A 15,898-nucleotide genomic window follows, 5' to 3' on the forward strand; every position below is an offset into this window, starting at 1 on the left:
TTGATAAAAGCCGATTAATTGAGTATTATTATACTATGAAAATTGAAAGGGAATCATACTTGTCCCAAATCAGGCCCTTTATAAATACCCCGTTCATCAAAGTTTTAACCGGTATCAGGCGCTGCGGGAAATCGACAATTTTAGAATTGCTAAAAGATGAGCTTATCGCCTCGGGTATAAATGAAAAAGCGGTGGTCCACATCAATCTTGAATTGTATAGTATAGAGGACATCCTGATCCCGGAAAAATTGGTGAAGGAAATAACCGAGCGCCTGGAAATCAGTCCTAAGATATACCTTCTGTTGGATGAGGTACAATTGCTTTCCGGTTGGGAACGGGTGATAAATTCATTTTTTGCTGCAAAGAACGCCGACATATTTATTACCGGCTCAAACTCCACCCTTCTTTCATCAGAGTTAGCAACCCTGTTATCAGGACGATATGTGCAATTTACCATACGACCACTTTCTTTTGCGGAGTACCTCACTTTTATCCGGGATATCAGAAATAGTTCCATTAGTGATCCTACGGCCCATATTTGGGATTATATTAAACTGGGAGGATTTCCTACAATTCACTATTTCAAAGAAATGAACAGTGCCCTGATTTACAAAGCAGTTTCCGATATCTATTCTACGGTTGTTCTAAAAGATGTGATGCAAAGGAATGGCCTGCGAAATACTGATATGTTGGAACGGGTGGTACGATTTGTTTTTGACAATGTGGGCAAGCTGTTTTCGGCCCGGAGCATATCAGGTTATTTTACCAGCCATGGACGAAAATTAAGCGTGGATACGATTTTAGATTATATTACGGCCCTTGAAAGGGCCTATATTATTGAAAAGGTCCACCGTTATGATATTAAGGGCAAAAAATTACTGAACCTTCAGGAAAAATATTTTGTGTCCGATGTCTCTTTCATCCATGCCCTGTTAGGGTACGATGATAACAGAATTGCCGGAATTATGGAGAACATTGTATACAATGAACTTAGGCGCAAGGGATGGGAGGTATTCACCGGACAGCTTAATGATAAGGAAATTGATTTTGTATGCACGAAACAAAATGAAAAAATGTATATTCAGGTTACCTACATTATTAATAACGATCTAAAGATTATTGAACGAGAATTTGGCAATCTTTTAAAAATAAAGGATCAATTTCCAAAATATGTAGTCAGCCTGGATAAAAACCGAACGAGTTCCGTTGAAGGGGTACAGCATATCTACCTGCCGGACTTTTTATTGATGGAGAATGCTGACTACAAATCATGAATTACAATGTCATTTTTAATTTACCGCAAAAACAAGGGGAAGGTGAAAGAAAAGAGAGGTAACGCAAAGGCGCCTGGCGCCACTGGCAAAAGAAAGGCCCGGCTTATTGCTAAACCGGGCCGAAGAAATTCAGTGTACCACCGCTGGTCTTTTGCAGTCCCTCAAAGCCGTAACAATATTTACGGATAATTAGTGGTAAATGTATCGATAGAAGGACGATAAACAATATACGAAATTTTGTCACCGTCTGTGCTTGTACATTTTAACCGGAGGTATAATCTATCTTCCTCAACATAACTTGCATAATTTTTAAGGGTGTACGTTTTTGCACTCCCTGCAAGAGTAGCACCATCTAAATACACACCATCTGACTGTATTGAAATCACAATGTTATCAGGCGCTTTATAAGTGTATAAGCCATTGGGAGTCTTTCCCGATGTTTTAAGCGTCCAGTTAAAAACCAGATCGTTGCCGCTTTTTTTTGTAGTGCTGATGGTGAAGAGCGCTTGATCAATTCTATATTCGATTTTTTCTTCCGCAGCGCTCACCGTAATACTAAAATCCTTTGTGTAGTCAGAAGAAGCAGTGGCTCCATTGGTGATAGTTGCCGTAACCGTTACCGTGCCCGCCTTTGTGGTGCTGAGGGTACTACCGGAAATAGAAGCCCCGGTAGTTCCTGCGGCACTTACACTCCATTTGATGGTTTTGTTCGTGGCGCCAACCGGTGCAACCGTACCAGTCAGGGTAAGATTGGTTCCCGCAGTAGCCTTAGTAGGGACGCCGGTGATACCGGTTACTGCAACAAATTCATCATCGTCGTCACCACCTTTATTGTCACCACCACTTTGATCATCACCATCACCGTCTTTCGCACCAACAGTAATAGTAAAATTCTTTGTGTAATTACCAGAAGCAGTACCATTGGTGATAGTTGCCGTAACCGTTACTGTACCCGCTTTTGTGGTGCTGAGCGTAGTTCCGGAAATAGAAGCCCCGGTGGTTCCTGCTGAATTTACACTCCACTTGATAGTTTTGTTCGTGGCACCGGTCGGAACAACCGTACCGCTCAGAGTAATATTGGTTCCCGCAGTAGCCTTAGTGGTGACTCCGGTAATATTCGTAACTGCGACAAATTCACCATCATCATCATCCTTGTCATCCTTGTCATCCTTGTCATCACTAGTTGTGCTTTTGGTAAAAGTCATAGGCGTACTACCGTTAGCCGGAGTAACCGTCAGATTTGTCCCTGAAATGATGGCGGTACCGTATATTTTGCCGCTTTCTGTTAATGTCGCGGTATTACCCAAAATGGTATAGGCTCCGGTACCAGAGAAGCCGCCGCTTACAGCCCAGGTACCGACAGAAGGAAAGGTTAATGTCAGTGCCTGATCGCCTGTTCCGCTGGTCCAAGTCCCCACAAAAAGATTGGTATAACTGCCACTGGGGGGGCTAGTGGGGTCACCTGAATTGCTATCACCACAGCCAACAAAAACTATTCCGAATACCAGTAAAATAGCCAGCATTCCCACAAAAAAACCATGTTTTTTCATAATCGCATCCCCTTTGCCATCTGGCACTGAACCGGGTTCCCCACCCTTTCTGGTGGAGAAAACACCAGTGCGTCCCCCATGAGACTACCCGGCGTTTTCCGGTAAAACAGGCAAAATTTTCTAAATTTCACCCTCGAATTTCAAAATATCATGCAAAATATTATCTGTCAAGTAATAATAAATATCCAATAGATAGTTATCAGAAAAAGATAAGTCTATATTATTACCTTACAGATAAGCAGGCTGAAAAAATGGCACGGCTTCGTGAAATTTTTGCAAATAACTTGAAAGAAAACCGTAAAAAATGTGGGTTTTCCCAAGAAAAACTGGCCGAAATGGCCGAAGTATCTACTCATTATATCGCCATGATAGAACTTGCCCGTAATTTTCCTACATCAGAAATTATTGAACGCCTTGCTGCCGTTCTGGACATCGAAATCTATGAACTATTTGTGGTTTCCCATTCTCCTAAAGAGGAACTGGAGAAACTTCGCCGGACACTTGTTACTGAAATACGGCAGATGGTTGAAGAGGCGGTGGAAACCGCTTTTGCAAAGCGGGATAAGAAGCCGAAAGGGTAATTCTTCACTACAGAAACGGCCCAAAGTAATCAGGCAGGGGTGCACTCAGATCCAGCGCAAACCCGCAGAGGCTTTCCGGTATAAGCAGCCGGCTGGAATGGAGCAGCAGCCGCTTAAGCCCCTGTTCTTTGCGGAGCTTTTTGTTCAGGGGAAAGTCGCCGTACTTATCGTCCCCCAGGATGGGGTTCCCGATGGACGCCAAGTGTCGGCGTATCTGGTGCATACGCCCAGTGCCCAGCTCCAGTTCCAGCAAGGAGAAGTCCAAAAGGTGACTGTCACCATTAATGCAGCGGTAAGTGGTTTTAGCTTTCCGGGATGCCCCCCGGATTTCCAGGTCCGTTTCTATGGTCCCCGACTCAGGCTTAGGGCAGCCTGAGCAAACCGCCAGGTACAGCTTTAAAACGGTACCTGGCACGGATCGTGCGAAGATGCCTGAAAAAAGGGCCGCCGCCTCTTTGCTTTTGGCAACAAGGATGAGCCCTGAGGTGTCCTTGTCCAGGCGGTGGACTAGGAGGGGCCGGGGGCTGAATTCCGCAGCCAGGAGGGAGTCCAGGGACACCCCTACCCCTTCCCCGCCCTGCACCGCCAGGCCCGCAGGTTTGTTCAGGACCATGCAGAGTTCATTTTCAAAAACAAGGTCAATATGCTTCAATTGAAATACACCCTTTTTATCAACGAAAAAAAACAAGAGGAGTTTTCCCAATATACCGATTATCATAGTACCATGATCAAGCAAAAAATGTTTATCCCACCCCTACGGAACTCTCTGATGGCAGCCTTGCTAGGGGCCCTGCTTTCCATACCCGTTTTCGCGGAGCCCCTGGTCTCACCCACCTGGGGATTTCGTCTGGATTTGCCCGAAGAGTACCAGTACCTGAGCGGCGATGGGAAGGACAAGTTTTCTTTCCGATCAACCGAAGGCGCAAACTTTGAAATGGTGGTGTACCCTCCGGGCTCGCAACAGGCCCAGTCCCTGGAAGCCCTGGCCCAGGATACCCAGAAGAGGCTTAATAATAAGGGGGAGATAAGCTTTTTTACCTATCAGGATAAAAAGGCCGCTCTGATAGAGCTTGATTTTTCAATCCCCGCCGCTCAGACCGGGGGCAGAAACACGGGAAAGAATACTCCCCTGAAAGGATGGGGGCTTTGTGTGGAAATGGACGCCCGAGCAAACGGGGTTCCCATACTCCTTGCCCTGGCATACGGGGATGCGGGGAATGCGGCCCTGGAAATACTCCATCTTTCCGCCCTGGATTCCATTGCCCCAACCAATGCCGACCGGCGGGTTCCCGGGCCGGTTACGGATTTTTCCTATCCCCGGGGAAACCTGGTACAGGTTAGCCTGGCGGGCCTGGGGGTGAAGGCCCAGGTCGGCGAGTTTGATGAAGAGGGCGCCCAGTATTTGGTGGACCGGGAATTCGAAGTGCTGCAACTTTCAGCCTCCACCCCCCGGTGGAAGCAGGCCTGGACCCGTTTCTACCGGGCTATATACCGGGACTCCTTCAGCCGTCTGGGTGAAGCCGCCTTTGCCCTGGAACGGTACTGGGATGTGCCGGCAGGAACGGGCCCATCCGAAGCTGAAGCCCTGGTTACCGCAGGGAAGGCCCTGGCTTGGGTACAATCCTTTAACTATGAGCGGAATCTTTTGGGCAGTGACTTTATAAACCTGATCAGCGCCGCCGTCCAGGGCCGGGGTGACTGCGACAGCCGCGCCATGCTCTGGGCTATCATCATGGAACAGGCGAACATCCCTGCGGCTATCATGGTTTCCGCAGACTACGGCCACGCCATGGGGCTCATCGATCTTGCAGGGCCCGGAGCCCGCTTTGATTGGGAAGGAAAGCGCTGGCTGGTTGCGGAAACCACAGCGAAGGTTTCCCTGGGACTCATCGGGCAAAATGTGAGCGATCCCGCCCACTGGCTGGGGGTTGTGTTTTAGACTCCGTTTTTTTCAAAACTAATTGACACTTGGTTTGATTTGTTTTATACAAAAAGAAATTCCGATTAAAGGTGCTTATGCCGGAACAACTGCTTTGTATAAAAAATTTTTCTCTTACGGTCAGCAAAAATAACCTGCGCCTGATAGATCGGGTGGATCTTTCTATTGATAGGGGAGAAATAGTAGGGGTTGTAGGCGAATCGGGCTGCGGTAAAAGCATCACCGCCCTTTCTATAATGAACCTGCACCCTGCAAAAATGTTCCAAACCGGGGGAGAAATACTCTTTGAGGGGCAAAACCTGCGGGACCTGGATGAAGATCGGATGATCAAGGTTCGGGGGGACCGGATTGCCATGATTTTCCAGGAACCCATGACCTCCCTGAACCCTGTTTATACTATAGGCTGGCAGATTGCCGAAATGTTGACCCTCCACCGGCAAATGAGCAAACGGGAAGCCATGCGCGAAGCCTTGGAACGGCTCAATTTGGTGGCGATTTCATCCCCCGAGGATGTGCTGCTCCGGTATCCCCATCAGTTATCGGGGGGCATGCGCCAGAGGGTGATGATCGCCATGGCCATGGCCAACAACCCAAAGCTCCTCATCGCCGATGAGCCCACCACTGCCCTGGATGTGACCATCCAGGCCCAAATCTTAGACCTGATGCTGGAACTCCGTGAAAAAACCCAGGCGGGAATTATGCTGATCACCCATAACCTGGGGATGGTGGCGGAAATGTGCGATCGGGTGACGGTCATGTATGCCGGCCAGGTGGTGGAGGAAGCGGAAGTAAAAGAGCTTTTCCAGAACCCCAAACATCCCTATACAATTGGCCTTATGGCTTCCCTTCCCCGGCTTGACGATGAACGAACCAGGCTTGACGCCATTCCCGGAAGCGTACCCGCTCCCCAGAGCTTTGATAAAACCGCCTGTCGTTTCGCCCCCCGTTGCGGTTATGCCCGGGAAGAATGTAAGACTGTCAAACCTGTCATGATACGAATCAGCGAAACCCACCATGCTTGCTGTCATCTGATAAAAGGCCAAGGGGCCGTGGCATGAGCCCCTTATTGACGGTAAAAAACCTTACCAAGCATTTTCCCGTTTCTCACCGTTTGTTTTTTGCCGGTAAAAAACGCCTGCGAGCCCTGGACGGCATCAGTTTTGAGGTAGCCGAGGGGGAAACCCTGGGGATAGTTGGCGAAAGCGGTTCCGGAAAATCCACCGCCGCCAGGACCATCCTGCGGCTCATTGAGCCTACCGGGGGGGAAGTAATTTTCGACGGCCAGGATATCATGAAGCTCCAGGGGGAAACCCTGCGCAAATTCCGCAAGAACGCCCAGATGATCTTCCAGGATCCCTACGCCTCCCTGAATCCCCGGCTCACCATTGGCGAAATTATTGAAGAACCCATGAAATACCATGGCTTCGACGATCATACGGACAGGAAAGAAAAGGTCATGAGCCTCCTTAGGGAGGTGGGGCTTCACCCGGATTATCATGCCCGGTTCCCTTTCCAGTTTTCCGGGGGGCAACGGCAGCGAATTGGCATCGCCCGGGCGCTGTCCCTGCAACCCCGGCTGATCATTGCTGATGAGCCCGTATCGGCGCTGGACGTTTCTGTGCAGGCTCAAATTCTCAACCTCTTCATGGATCTTCAGTACGTGCATAAGTTTACCTATATTTTCATCGCCCACGATCTCAGTGTGGTTAAACATATCAGTAACCGTATCGCAGTCATGTACCTGGGGGAAATTGTGGAAATTGCGGAAAAACATGAACTGTTTAAAAACCCTCTGCATCCATACACCCAGGCGCTTATCAGCGCTATTCCTGAGCCAAACCCTTTAAAAAAACGAAGCCGGATAATCCTTACCGGGGATATACCCAGCCCCATAGATGTACCTAAGGGCTGCCGGTTTTACAGCCGATGCCGATTCTGTACAGTCCTTTGCAGGGATGAACGTCCTAAACCCTTTGAAAAAAACGGGCATAAGACGCTTTGCCATTTGTATCACTAGGACCATAAAAAGGGGTGTAAACTTGGGTAAATATTTATTGGGCCGCCTTGTCCGGGGTGTTATAACGTTTTTTATCGCCGCCACGATTACTTTTTTGATCCTGCGCCTTATGCCCAGCGACCCGGCCACGATTATGATGGATCCCCGGATGAGCCAGTTGGACAGGGATCTGATGCTCCACAATTTTGGCCTGGACAGGCCGGTTCCGGTTCAGTACGCATATTATCTCAAGAATATGCTCCATGGTGACCTGGGCCTCTCTTTCTCCACCAGGGCGCCCGTAGGAAAGATGCTCATGGAACGTATACCCTGGACCCTGCTCCTTATGGTCTGCGTTATTATTAACTGTTTTATCTGGGGCATACCCATTGGGGTTGTTGCGGCAAAGCGGCGCAATACCTGGCTGGATCGATTCATAAATGTGTTCACCGTCATTGGAACTTCCATATTCGTACCATCCCTGGGAGTATCCCTGCTCTATCTTTTTGGCCTCAAGTTTCCAATCCTGCCAATAGGCGGTACCCATACGCCGGGGGTTACCGGGGTCGCCTATGTGATAGACGTTGTCCGGCACATGATCCTCCCGATTTTTACATTGACTTTTGTGAACCTGGCTAATTATGTGTGGTATATGCGGGCTTCAATGATAGAAATACTGAATGAGGATTATATGCGCACAGCCAGAAGCAAAGGAATGACGGAAAACCGCGCTGTGTGGCGCCACGGCGTCAGGAACGCTTTGATCCCCACAGTAACCATGACCGGGCTTCTCATGGGCGCAATGGTGGGCGGTTCCATTCTGACCGAGACCGTTTACTCCTACCCCGGGGTTGGCAGGCTGATTTATGAAGCCGTTCAACGGCTTGATTTTCCTGTACTCCAGGGGGCGTTCCTGATGCTCTCATTTGTAGTTATCCTCCTGGGAGTAGTGGTAGATATACTATACATTACGCTGGATCCCAGGATAAACCTGAGTTAAGGGAGAAAACGGTGCCCAATAGTGAATTCGAGCTTCAAAAACCACTGCCCTCTCAAAGGGCCACAGGAGACGCTCCGGATTTTTCGGAGGACAGCTATGAGAAACTTCCCAAGCCTAAGAGCATATTTTATACCTTTTTTCGCCACAAGCTGGGGGTCGCAGGTTTTATCGGGGTACTCGTCATCCTGCTGGTCGCCCTGCTGGCGCCTGCGATAACTCCCCTGCCCCAGGGCTACGGCGCCTATGAGGATGTGGTAAAATCGCCGGGGGGTAAATACGCCTTTGGAACCGATGCCATGGGCCTGGATGTTTTTAGCGAGGTTATCTGGGGCGCCAGAACTTCCATTCGGGTTGGGATAATGGTGGCGCTGTACTCGTCCCTTATTGGGGTTCCCCTGGGTCTCCTGGCGGGTTATTTCGGCGGAAAGCTGGACGGCCTTATTATGGCCGTAACGGATCTGTTTTTAACCCTCCCTATGCTGCCCTTGATGATTATCATGGCTGCTATCATGGGGGCCAGTATTTCTAACGTGGCCTTTGTCATAGGCATACTGTCCTGGCCCCGCATCGCCAAGGTAACCCGGGCATCAGCCCTGGAGGTAATGGGGATGCAGTACATTGAGGCGGCGAAATGCCTGGGTATCCCTACCAGGGTCATCATCACCAAACATGTGATGCTTTACGCAGGCTCTTTTATCCTGGTGGAAATGACCATGCTTATGGCCACTGCGATCCTGACCGAGTCGGGGATCAGTTTTCTGGGCTTGGGGGATCCCCTGGCATGGAGCTGGGGCAAGATCCTGCAGAACGCCCAGCTTAACGGCATATTCGTCAAAGCCTGGTGGTGTTCGCTTTTTCCGAGCATCGCAATTATCTTTTTTGTGCTGTCCTTCAGTTTTTTAGGAATAGGATTCAGGGAAGCGTTAAACCCCAAACTCAGGGAAATGTAAGCAATAAATTCTGGAGGCTAAATTATGGTTGAATGGGCCGAATTTCAGAATAGAAAAAAACTGCTGGGGAACTACATAAAGGAACAAGGGATTGATGTATTTTTTGTATTCAACCCTTATAACCTGTTTTACCTGACCCGTTTTTTTCATGTTTCCACTGAGCGCCCCCTGGTCTATGCCATGACCGCCGATGGAAAAGCGCACATACTCTCCCCCGCCCTGGAGGAAGGGGAAGCGCGAAAATTGCCTGTAGTGGATTCGGTAAAGGGTTATTTCGAATTCCCCGGAACCGGCGATATATTGGGAGATTTTTTTGCGTCCCTTGCCCGGGATGGGAATATCAAAGCCCGGGCGGACAGCCTTTCCCTGGGCCGGTACCAGGACTTACAGAAACGCTTTCAGGATGTGGGCCTCTCTGACGCGGTAGAAAAGATGCGGCTTATTAAATCCCCCTATGAGATTGGCCTTCTTAAAAAAGCTGCGGTTTACGCAAATTTTATTGTCACTGAAGGATTTAAAATTGCAAAACCCGGCATGACTGAAATGGAACTCCTCTCTATCATAGAACAGAAGACGATTAGTAAAATGGTCCAGGAGCTGGATGAGATAATCTACGTCCCCGGCGGCCCCGCAGGCGGCTTGGTTCCCAGTGGGGACCGCACTGCCCTGCCCCATGCCCTGCCCAGCGCGCGGATAATCAATCAGGGGGAAAACATGATCCTGAGCTGCGGCGCTAATGTTGAGGGGTATCGGATTGAATGCGAACGCACCTTCTTCCTGGGACAGCCTTCGGCGCGACACCGGGAAGCGTTCCTACTCATGGCCCAGGCGCAGAAGATGGCTGTAAGCCTGATGAAACCCGGCGCCGGATGCCGGGATATTGACAATACAGTTCTGGACTTTATCCGCGACAAAGGATATAGTGATGCGCTGAAACACCGGGTAGGACACGGCAAGGGGCTCGAGGAACATGAGGCGCCCTGGATAGAAAGCGGGGACCCTACGGCGCTGGCGCCGGGTATGGTAGTTTCCGCCGAGCCGGGACTCTATATTGACGGCTTCGCCGGCTTCCGTCACTCCGATACGGTGTTGATCACCGAAACGGGCAATGAATTACTATCCAGCGTCACTAGGGAATTGGAAGAACTTATCTACTGAGCTGCAGAACCGGAGAGTGAATTTTAAAGGGGGCATATATGTACGATGTGATATTAAAAAACGGTTTTGTAATAAACGGTTCCGGTAACCCCGGCATTTTTACTGATGTGGCGGTACAGGACGGAAAGATCGCCATTGTAGGAAAACTGCCCCAGGGCGCGGAGGCCCGGGAGACCCTGGATGTCCGGGGGCTTACGGTGTGTCCGGGTCTTGTGGATCCCCATTTGCACGAGGAACTGCCTCTCCTGGACGGGACCTCCATGGAAACCTACATCCGCGAGGGTATCGCCACTGTGGTAAACGGGAACTGCGGCCATTCGATAACTCCGGGCAAACACGACAGCATCCTTCGCTATATGTACGAAAATGGCCTTCAAAACGAGACAGGCTATAAAAAACTGATCCATGCCCTCACCCCATGGAGCGATTTTTCAGGCTACTGCAAGGCCCTGAACGCAAAAAAACCTCCCCTTAACTCCTCTCTGCTTTTGGGGTATGGAACTATTCGCTGGACCGTCATGGGAGGTTCCAAGGACCGGCGCCCCACCGCCGAGGAGGAACGCCAAATTTTCGAAGTCATTGAGGAAGGGATGAAACAGGGCGCCGCGGGAATATCCACCGGGCTCGCGTATATTCCCTGCCGCTACGCTGATTACGAAGAACTCCGAAAGGTATGTGAGATTGTCGCCAAATACGACGGAGTGTACGCCTCCCACATCCGTTACGAAATCGGCCATCTCAACGCCGTCAGGGAATGTATTGACCTGGGCCGGGATACAGGGGTGCGGGTACAAATATCCCACCTGACTCCCACCAGCCTGGAAAGCTACCGGGCCATAGCCGAAGCCCGCAAAGAAGGCATAGAAATCGCCGTGGATACCATCCCAAAATCCAGCGGCCATTGTATGAAAAAAGATCGCTTCATCCGTTTTGTCTGCGCCACGGTCTCGGAAATGTTCAACATGACCGACGATGAATTCCGGAAGGCTGCGCAAACCCCGGAAGGAAGAAAACTTACCCTGTCCAGCGTACTCTTTAACGATCCTAATATCCGTTTAATCCGAACCTCCGTTCCGGAATACGAAAATCAAAGCATTGATGATCTGGCTAAAAAGGAAGGTCGGGATCCTGCGGAAATGCTCCTGGACATTATCTGTAATGATACGATCGACTGTCTTATCTGGACCGGCGGGCTTAACCGCAATGATTTTTCCGGCAAGCCCTACGATCCTGAAGTATGGGGGAATCCGGTAATTATGGCCGGCAGCGATCGTATCTTCGGAGACGCCGATGATCCCTATTCCTGGTACGAGCTTTTCAGGCCCGGCTCCATGCCTAATTTTATCAACAATATGACCGGCTGCGGAGTTTCCCTGGAGGAAGTAATCCGCCACGTAACATCCCTGCCGGCCCAGCAGTTCCGATTATCAGGCAGAGGGCTGCTCCTGCCGGGTTATGCCGCGGATATCTTCGTGATGAACAGAGAGGAATACCGTTTCCCGGACAACCAGGAAGTGGACTACAACAATCCCCTGGCCATGGCCAAGGGCGTATACCATGTGTTGATCAACGGAACGTTCGCCTTAAAAAACAAAAAATACTTGTCCTCTGGTTCCGGGATGACCCTCGGCCCCAATGGCAGGATTTTATAAATTTAGCCCAAAATCTAAGGAGGAAAAGTAATGGGACTAAACAAAAAATACGATGGGTATAAAGCCTGGGGATATCTGACCCCCGGGGATGACTACCAGGACTTCGGGATGATCGACACCAATGGTCTCTGGCCGGGAATGAAACCTTTTTATTTCCCACTGACCGCAGATCAAGAGAAACGGGTAGAAAAAATAGCGGCGGATAATATTATTATCTCCCTCCATGATCACCCCTGCCTCTTCCCAAAGGACATGAACCAGGTCTTCGCCTATAACCGGGAAGGCCGGGAAGCTTGCGCTTATGAAGCGCTTTCCCAGTCATATCTGGACGCGGTTTTCGATAACATGATGGACGGGACCTGTACCATCACATCCAAGGGCGGCTGGAAATGGTCGGACATCATTGCCGATATCGGGATCCGCCTTTGCGATCTTGCCCACCAGAAATTCCTTATCAAGGCCGAAAAAGTTGAGGATATTGAACGGGCTCACCGGGAGGGCAAACTCGCCTGGGTTGGCGCCATCGAAGGAGCGGCCCCCATTGAGAACGAACTGGATCGCATCGACATACTCTATGGCCTTGGAATCCGCCTCTTGGGGGTAACCTATTCGGAAGGAAACCAATTGGGCAGCGGAATCAAGGAAAAGAATGACGGTGGACTCACCATTTTTGGTGAAAAAGCAGTTGAACGGATGAACAAAGTCGGTATGGCCATTGACTGTTCCCATGTGGGCGTAAAAACCACCCTGGACACTATCCGGGTCAGCAAGAAACCTATTTTTATCACCCACTGCGGCGCCCGGGCGCTCTGGGATATTAACCGCCTGGCTCCGGATGATGTTATCAAAGCCTGCGCCGACAAGGGAGGCGTCATCGGCATTGAAGCGGCCCCTCACACCACCATTACCAAGAATAATAACGCGGAACATTGTGTGGAATCGGTAATGGAACATTTTGAATATGTGAAAAACCTGGTGGGCATTGATCATGTGACCTTTGGACCGGACACCCTTTATGGAGACCACGTGGGACTCCATGACGCCTTTGCCCAGCATCTTTCGATTAAACAGACATCCAGCGGGGTCCAGCATCCAAAAATGCCCTATGTCCGGGGATTTGAGAATCCCACCGAGGCCTCCAAGAATATCGTCCGCTATCTGGTGATGAAAAATTATTCCGATACGGACATTGCAAAAGCGGTCGGAGGAAATGTCCTCCGGGTATTAAAGGAAGTATGGGCGTAAACTTCGGTTACCCCCGCATTTCAACGAAAAAGTTATAATGAGGAGAACTTTATATGAGTACGAACAAGAAATTCACCCTGGGAATTCTACTGGGCATGGCCCTGATTCTCACCCTCGGTTCCTGCGGCGGAAGCGGAAAGGCTTCCGGCTCCTCAGGAAAAGTGCGGCTATCCGTGGGCATCACCGCGGATCCTGACACCTTAAATCCCATCGTTTCCCGCGATCGGGCAGGCAACTGGCTTGGCTGTATCCAGTACCCAACTCTTTTAAAGAGGGGTACTGACGCTTCCATGCAGCCCTATGGCGCCGACAGTTTTTCTATCAGCCCCGATGGGCTTGAGGTGACTTTTAACCTCAGAAAGGATCTTAAATGGTCCGATGGAACCCCCTTTACCTCAGCCGATGTGGCGTACACAAAGTACCTAGTCGGGGATCTCAGGCTCGCCAATTTTGCCAGCAGTTTTGATATAGTAACAGAAACGCTGACGCCGGATGATCATACCATCATCTTTAAGCTGAGTACCCCTTCCTACGTGTTTGTGGGAAGCATCGGCCCCTGGATGAAGATAATCCCCAAGCATGTGTGGGAAAAAATCAGCGATCCCGGAACCTATCTGAACGATACGAATGTAGTCGCCATGGGCCCGTTCCTTATGACAGAGGCCAAACGGGGCGAATACTATATCTACAAGGCGGTGGATAGCTGGTTCCAGGCGCCCGGCGCCGGAAAACCTGCGGTGGATGAACTTGTCTTCCGGGTTTATCCGGATATCAACGCCATGGTTATTGCCGTGCAAAGTGGCGAAATTGATTTTACCGCCAAAGAAATTCCCTTTGACTCCGCTGAGGCGCTCAAATCCCAGGGCTTTATTATCGAAAGCAACGAAAGCCTGGGGTATACCCACACCTCCTTTAACGCCTCCAGCGAATTCCTGAGGGATGTCAATCTGCGGAGGGCCCTGGCAGCGGCTATCGACAAAAAAACTATCATACAGTTTGCCATTAAAAATGAAGGAGAAGTAATGGACAGCATCATTTCTCCGGTTTTTGGAGATCTGCCCAGCAAATCCCCGGCGGCGAAATATCCCACCTATAATCCCAATACGGCAAAACAGATACTCGCCGACGCAGGCTATCGGGATACTGACGGCGACGGTATCCTGAATGCCCCCAGAGGCGGCAAGAATGTCTCTTTCAGTATGATGTACGACGGTAACGATATTGTGGTAAAGAACAGTTCCGATATTGTCTATCAGAATTACAAAGATATCGGCATAGATCTCAAACTTCTCCCAATGGAAAAAACCACCTATACTGAAAAGCTCAAGGTCAAGGATTTTGATTCCTGGCTTGGAAACTGGGGTATCATGGAAGTCCTGAACGGCGATATGAATGTGGTGTATGAATCAAACTCGGCAATGTATTACTATGGCATTCCATTTGCTGATATCGATGCATCCCTTTTGACTATAAAAGAAGCGGGAACCTATGATCAGATAGTGGTCGGCATCCATCAGTTTGAAGAAGCCATGGCAGCCGAATGTATCGCCATTCCTATCTTCGTGCAGCATTTTGCCTATCCCCACAACACAAAATATGTCGGATTTGAGGTTTACCCCTCGGATCTCGGCGGGATCATCGACCCCCAGGGCATGGCAAACGTACGACCGGCTAAATCAACAACCTCGCCCTAAAGGGACGAGGTATGTTGTTCTGATAAGGTATTTGTATTCGGGGTTTAATACCCTTTAAAACGCCCTAAAGGGCGGGGTATTAAACCCCTCAACACGAATAAAAATAAACCTTTTTAAAAAAATCCCGTCTCAGGACGGGATTTTTTTTGCCCCGATCAGGCTCTGTTCACCAGAAGGGCGTAGGCATCCTGGGTATTTTCCGCACCGAGTAGTGCATCCCGGAGGCCGGTGTTTTTCAGCCGGGCACTGAAGAAGGCTATGGTCTGTAAATAGTAGGCGTGCTGGTTATGGGCAGCGGCGATCATGAAGAGAAGCTTCACCGGCTCATCGTCCAAGGGCTGGAAGTCAACGATATCGATACGGCTGATCCCCACGGAAATTACCATGTCGGTCACCGAGGCGAGCCGCACATGGGGAATGGCGATACCCCGGCCCATGGCAGTGGTCATCAGCTCCTCCCGCTTGAGGATCTCCTGAACCAGTTCCTTGGGGTTCTTGACCTGGGGGGCCGTGGCAAGATTATTCGCCAGTGCAATAAGGGCTTCCCGCTTGGTAGAAAAATTGAGAAAAAGAACCCGGTCCGGGGAAATGAAGGTCTCCGCCGCTATGCCTTCCATAAGAGGGGTCATGGTATGGGTGGAAAGCCGATCATTCACCCATTTTTCGATCTCCGATTTCTTAAAACGCCAGACAGTCCCTATCTTTCCCGCCGGGATATCCCCCTTCTGGGCCCAGTCGTAAACGGTCCGCTCGGAAACCCGCAAGTACTTAGCCACCTCATCTATGGTAAGTATATCATCGTCAATCATCAGCACTCCTCGGGTTCATTAAAGGGAATTAAGTGCTAACACTTTACACT

14 protein-coding genes are annotated in these 15,898 nt (G+C 50.0%); 11 read left to right on the forward strand and 3 right to left on the reverse strand.

Translation table 11 applies throughout. The features are described 5' to 3' along the window. The first annotated feature begins 35 nt into the window (after positions 1–35). Entirely contained in the window at positions 36–1,274 is a 1,239-nt protein-coding gene (locus tag TREPR_RS10750; protein WP_041611145.1) for an ATP-binding protein, read from the forward strand. Positions 1,275–1,453: 179 nt separating this feature from the next. Here the strand turns inward: TREPR_RS10750 and TREPR_RS17900 are convergent, their stop codons facing one another. Then, positions 1,454–2,824 (reverse strand): Ig-like domain-containing protein, encoded by a 1,371-nt coding sequence (locus TREPR_RS17900; RefSeq protein WP_015708340.1) that lies wholly within the window; start codon positions 2,822–2,824, stop codon positions 1,454–1,456. Between the two features lie 251 nt (positions 2,825–3,075). Between TREPR_RS17900 and TREPR_RS17905 the strand changes: the two genes are divergently transcribed. Continuing rightward, on the forward strand, positions 3,076–3,405 hold the full coding sequence (locus TREPR_RS17905; protein WP_015708341.1) for a helix-turn-helix domain-containing protein: 330 nt from the start codon (positions 3,076–3,078) through the stop codon (positions 3,403–3,405). A 7-nt stretch (positions 3,406–3,412) separates the two neighbouring features. Here the strand turns inward: TREPR_RS17905 and TREPR_RS10770 are convergent, their stop codons facing one another. Continuing rightward, on the reverse strand, positions 3,413–4,057 hold the full coding sequence (locus tag TREPR_RS10770) for an RluA family pseudouridine synthase (RefSeq protein ID WP_041611628.1): 645 nt from the start codon (positions 4,055–4,057) through the stop codon (positions 3,413–3,415). A gap of 117 nt (positions 4,058–4,174) precedes the next feature. On the opposite strand from TREPR_RS10770, the gene TREPR_RS10775 reads away from it, so the two are divergent. From TREPR_RS10775 to TREPR_RS10815, 9 genes are all read left to right on the forward strand, one after another. Next, positions 4,175–5,344: a hypothetical protein gene (locus TREPR_RS10775; RefSeq protein ID WP_015708343.1), complete on the forward strand. Its 1,170-nt coding sequence runs from the start codon at positions 4,175–4,177 to the stop codon at positions 5,342–5,344. A 77-nt stretch (positions 5,345–5,421) separates the two neighbouring features. Further along, positions 5,422–6,402 carry an ABC transporter ATP-binding protein gene (locus TREPR_RS10780; RefSeq protein ID WP_015708344.1) on the forward strand — a complete coding sequence of 327 codons (981 nt, stop codon included), beginning with the start codon at positions 5,422–5,424 and terminating at the stop codon, positions 6,400–6,402. After that, on the forward strand, positions 6,399–7,361 hold the full coding sequence (locus tag TREPR_RS10785) for an ABC transporter ATP-binding protein (RefSeq protein ID WP_015708345.1): 963 nt from the start codon (positions 6,399–6,401) through the stop codon (positions 7,359–7,361). The genes TREPR_RS10780 and TREPR_RS10785 overlap by 4 nt, the downstream gene beginning before the upstream one ends. 22 nt (positions 7,362–7,383) lie before the next feature. After that, on the forward strand, positions 7,384–8,340 hold the full coding sequence (locus tag TREPR_RS10790) for an ABC transporter permease (RefSeq protein WP_015708346.1): 957 nt from the start codon (positions 7,384–7,386) through the stop codon (positions 8,338–8,340). A gap of 11 nt (positions 8,341–8,351) precedes the next feature. After that, positions 8,352–9,290 (forward strand): ABC transporter permease, encoded by a 939-nt coding sequence (locus TREPR_RS10795; protein WP_015708347.1) that lies wholly within the window; start codon positions 8,352–8,354, stop codon positions 9,288–9,290. A 24-nt stretch (positions 9,291–9,314) separates the two neighbouring features. Then, the gene (locus TREPR_RS10800) at positions 9,315–10,448 is read left to right on the forward strand and encodes a M24 family metallopeptidase (RefSeq protein WP_015708348.1); all 1,134 of its coding nucleotides are present in this window, start codon (positions 9,315–9,317) and stop codon (positions 10,446–10,448) included. A 38-nt stretch (positions 10,449–10,486) separates the two neighbouring features. After that, entirely contained in the window at positions 10,487–12,100 is a 1,614-nt protein-coding gene (locus TREPR_RS10805; RefSeq protein ID WP_015708349.1) for an N-acyl-D-amino-acid deacylase family protein, read from the forward strand. Positions 12,101–12,130: 30 nt separating this feature from the next. Continuing rightward, the gene (locus tag TREPR_RS10810) at positions 12,131–13,345 is read left to right on the forward strand and encodes a dipeptidase (RefSeq protein WP_015708350.1); all 1,215 of its coding nucleotides are present in this window, start codon (positions 12,131–12,133) and stop codon (positions 13,343–13,345) included. A 53-nt stretch (positions 13,346–13,398) separates the two neighbouring features. After that, on the forward strand, positions 13,399–15,039 hold the full coding sequence (locus TREPR_RS10815) for an ABC transporter substrate-binding protein (protein WP_015708351.1): 1,641 nt from the start codon (positions 13,399–13,401) through the stop codon (positions 15,037–15,039). Between the two features lie 155 nt (positions 15,040–15,194). Here the strand turns inward: TREPR_RS10815 and TREPR_RS10820 are convergent, their stop codons facing one another. Further along, positions 15,195–15,848 carry a PTS sugar transporter subunit IIA gene (locus TREPR_RS10820; RefSeq protein WP_015708352.1) on the reverse strand — a complete coding sequence of 218 codons (654 nt, stop codon included), beginning with the start codon at positions 15,846–15,848 and terminating at the stop codon, positions 15,195–15,197. Between the last annotated feature and the right edge of the window lie 50 nt (positions 15,849–15,898).

The sequence above is a fragment of the Treponema primitia ZAS-2 genome, from assembly GCF_000214375.1.
Classification (GTDB): Bacteria; Spirochaetota; Spirochaetia; order Treponematales; family Breznakiellaceae; genus Termitinema; species Termitinema primitia.

What these genes read in the sequence shown, in the direction of transcription:
- TREPR_RS10750 (WP_041611145.1), top strand. Translation starts at nt 36, where the DNA reads ATGAAAATTGAAAGGGAATCATACTTGTCCCAAATCAGGCCCTTTATA.
- TREPR_RS17900 (WP_015708340.1), bottom strand. Translation starts at nt 2,824, where the DNA reads ATGAAAAAACATGGTTTTTTTGTGGGAATGCTGGCTATTTTACTGGTA.
- TREPR_RS17905 (WP_015708341.1), top strand. Translation starts at nt 3,076, where the DNA reads ATGGCACGGCTTCGTGAAATTTTTGCAAATAACTTGAAAGAAAACCGT.
- TREPR_RS10775 (WP_015708343.1), top strand. Translation starts at nt 4,175, where the DNA reads ATGGCAGCCTTGCTAGGGGCCCTGCTTTCCATACCCGTTTTCGCGGAG.
- TREPR_RS10780 (WP_015708344.1), top strand. Translation starts at nt 5,422, where the DNA reads ATGCCGGAACAACTGCTTTGTATAAAAAATTTTTCTCTTACGGTCAGC.
- TREPR_RS10785 (WP_015708345.1), top strand. Translation starts at nt 6,399, where the DNA reads ATGAGCCCCTTATTGACGGTAAAAAACCTTACCAAGCATTTTCCCGTT.
- TREPR_RS10800 (WP_015708348.1), top strand. Translation starts at nt 9,315, where the DNA reads ATGGTTGAATGGGCCGAATTTCAGAATAGAAAAAAACTGCTGGGGAAC.
- TREPR_RS10805 (WP_015708349.1), top strand. Translation starts at nt 10,487, where the DNA reads ATGTACGATGTGATATTAAAAAACGGTTTTGTAATAAACGGTTCCGGT.
- TREPR_RS10810 (WP_015708350.1), top strand. Translation starts at nt 12,131, where the DNA reads ATGGGACTAAACAAAAAATACGATGGGTATAAAGCCTGGGGATATCTG.
- TREPR_RS10815 (WP_015708351.1), top strand. Translation starts at nt 13,399, where the DNA reads ATGAGTACGAACAAGAAATTCACCCTGGGAATTCTACTGGGCATGGCC.
- TREPR_RS10820 (WP_015708352.1), bottom strand. Translation starts at nt 15,848, where the DNA reads ATGATTGACGATGATATACTTACCATAGATGAGGTGGCTAAGTACTTG.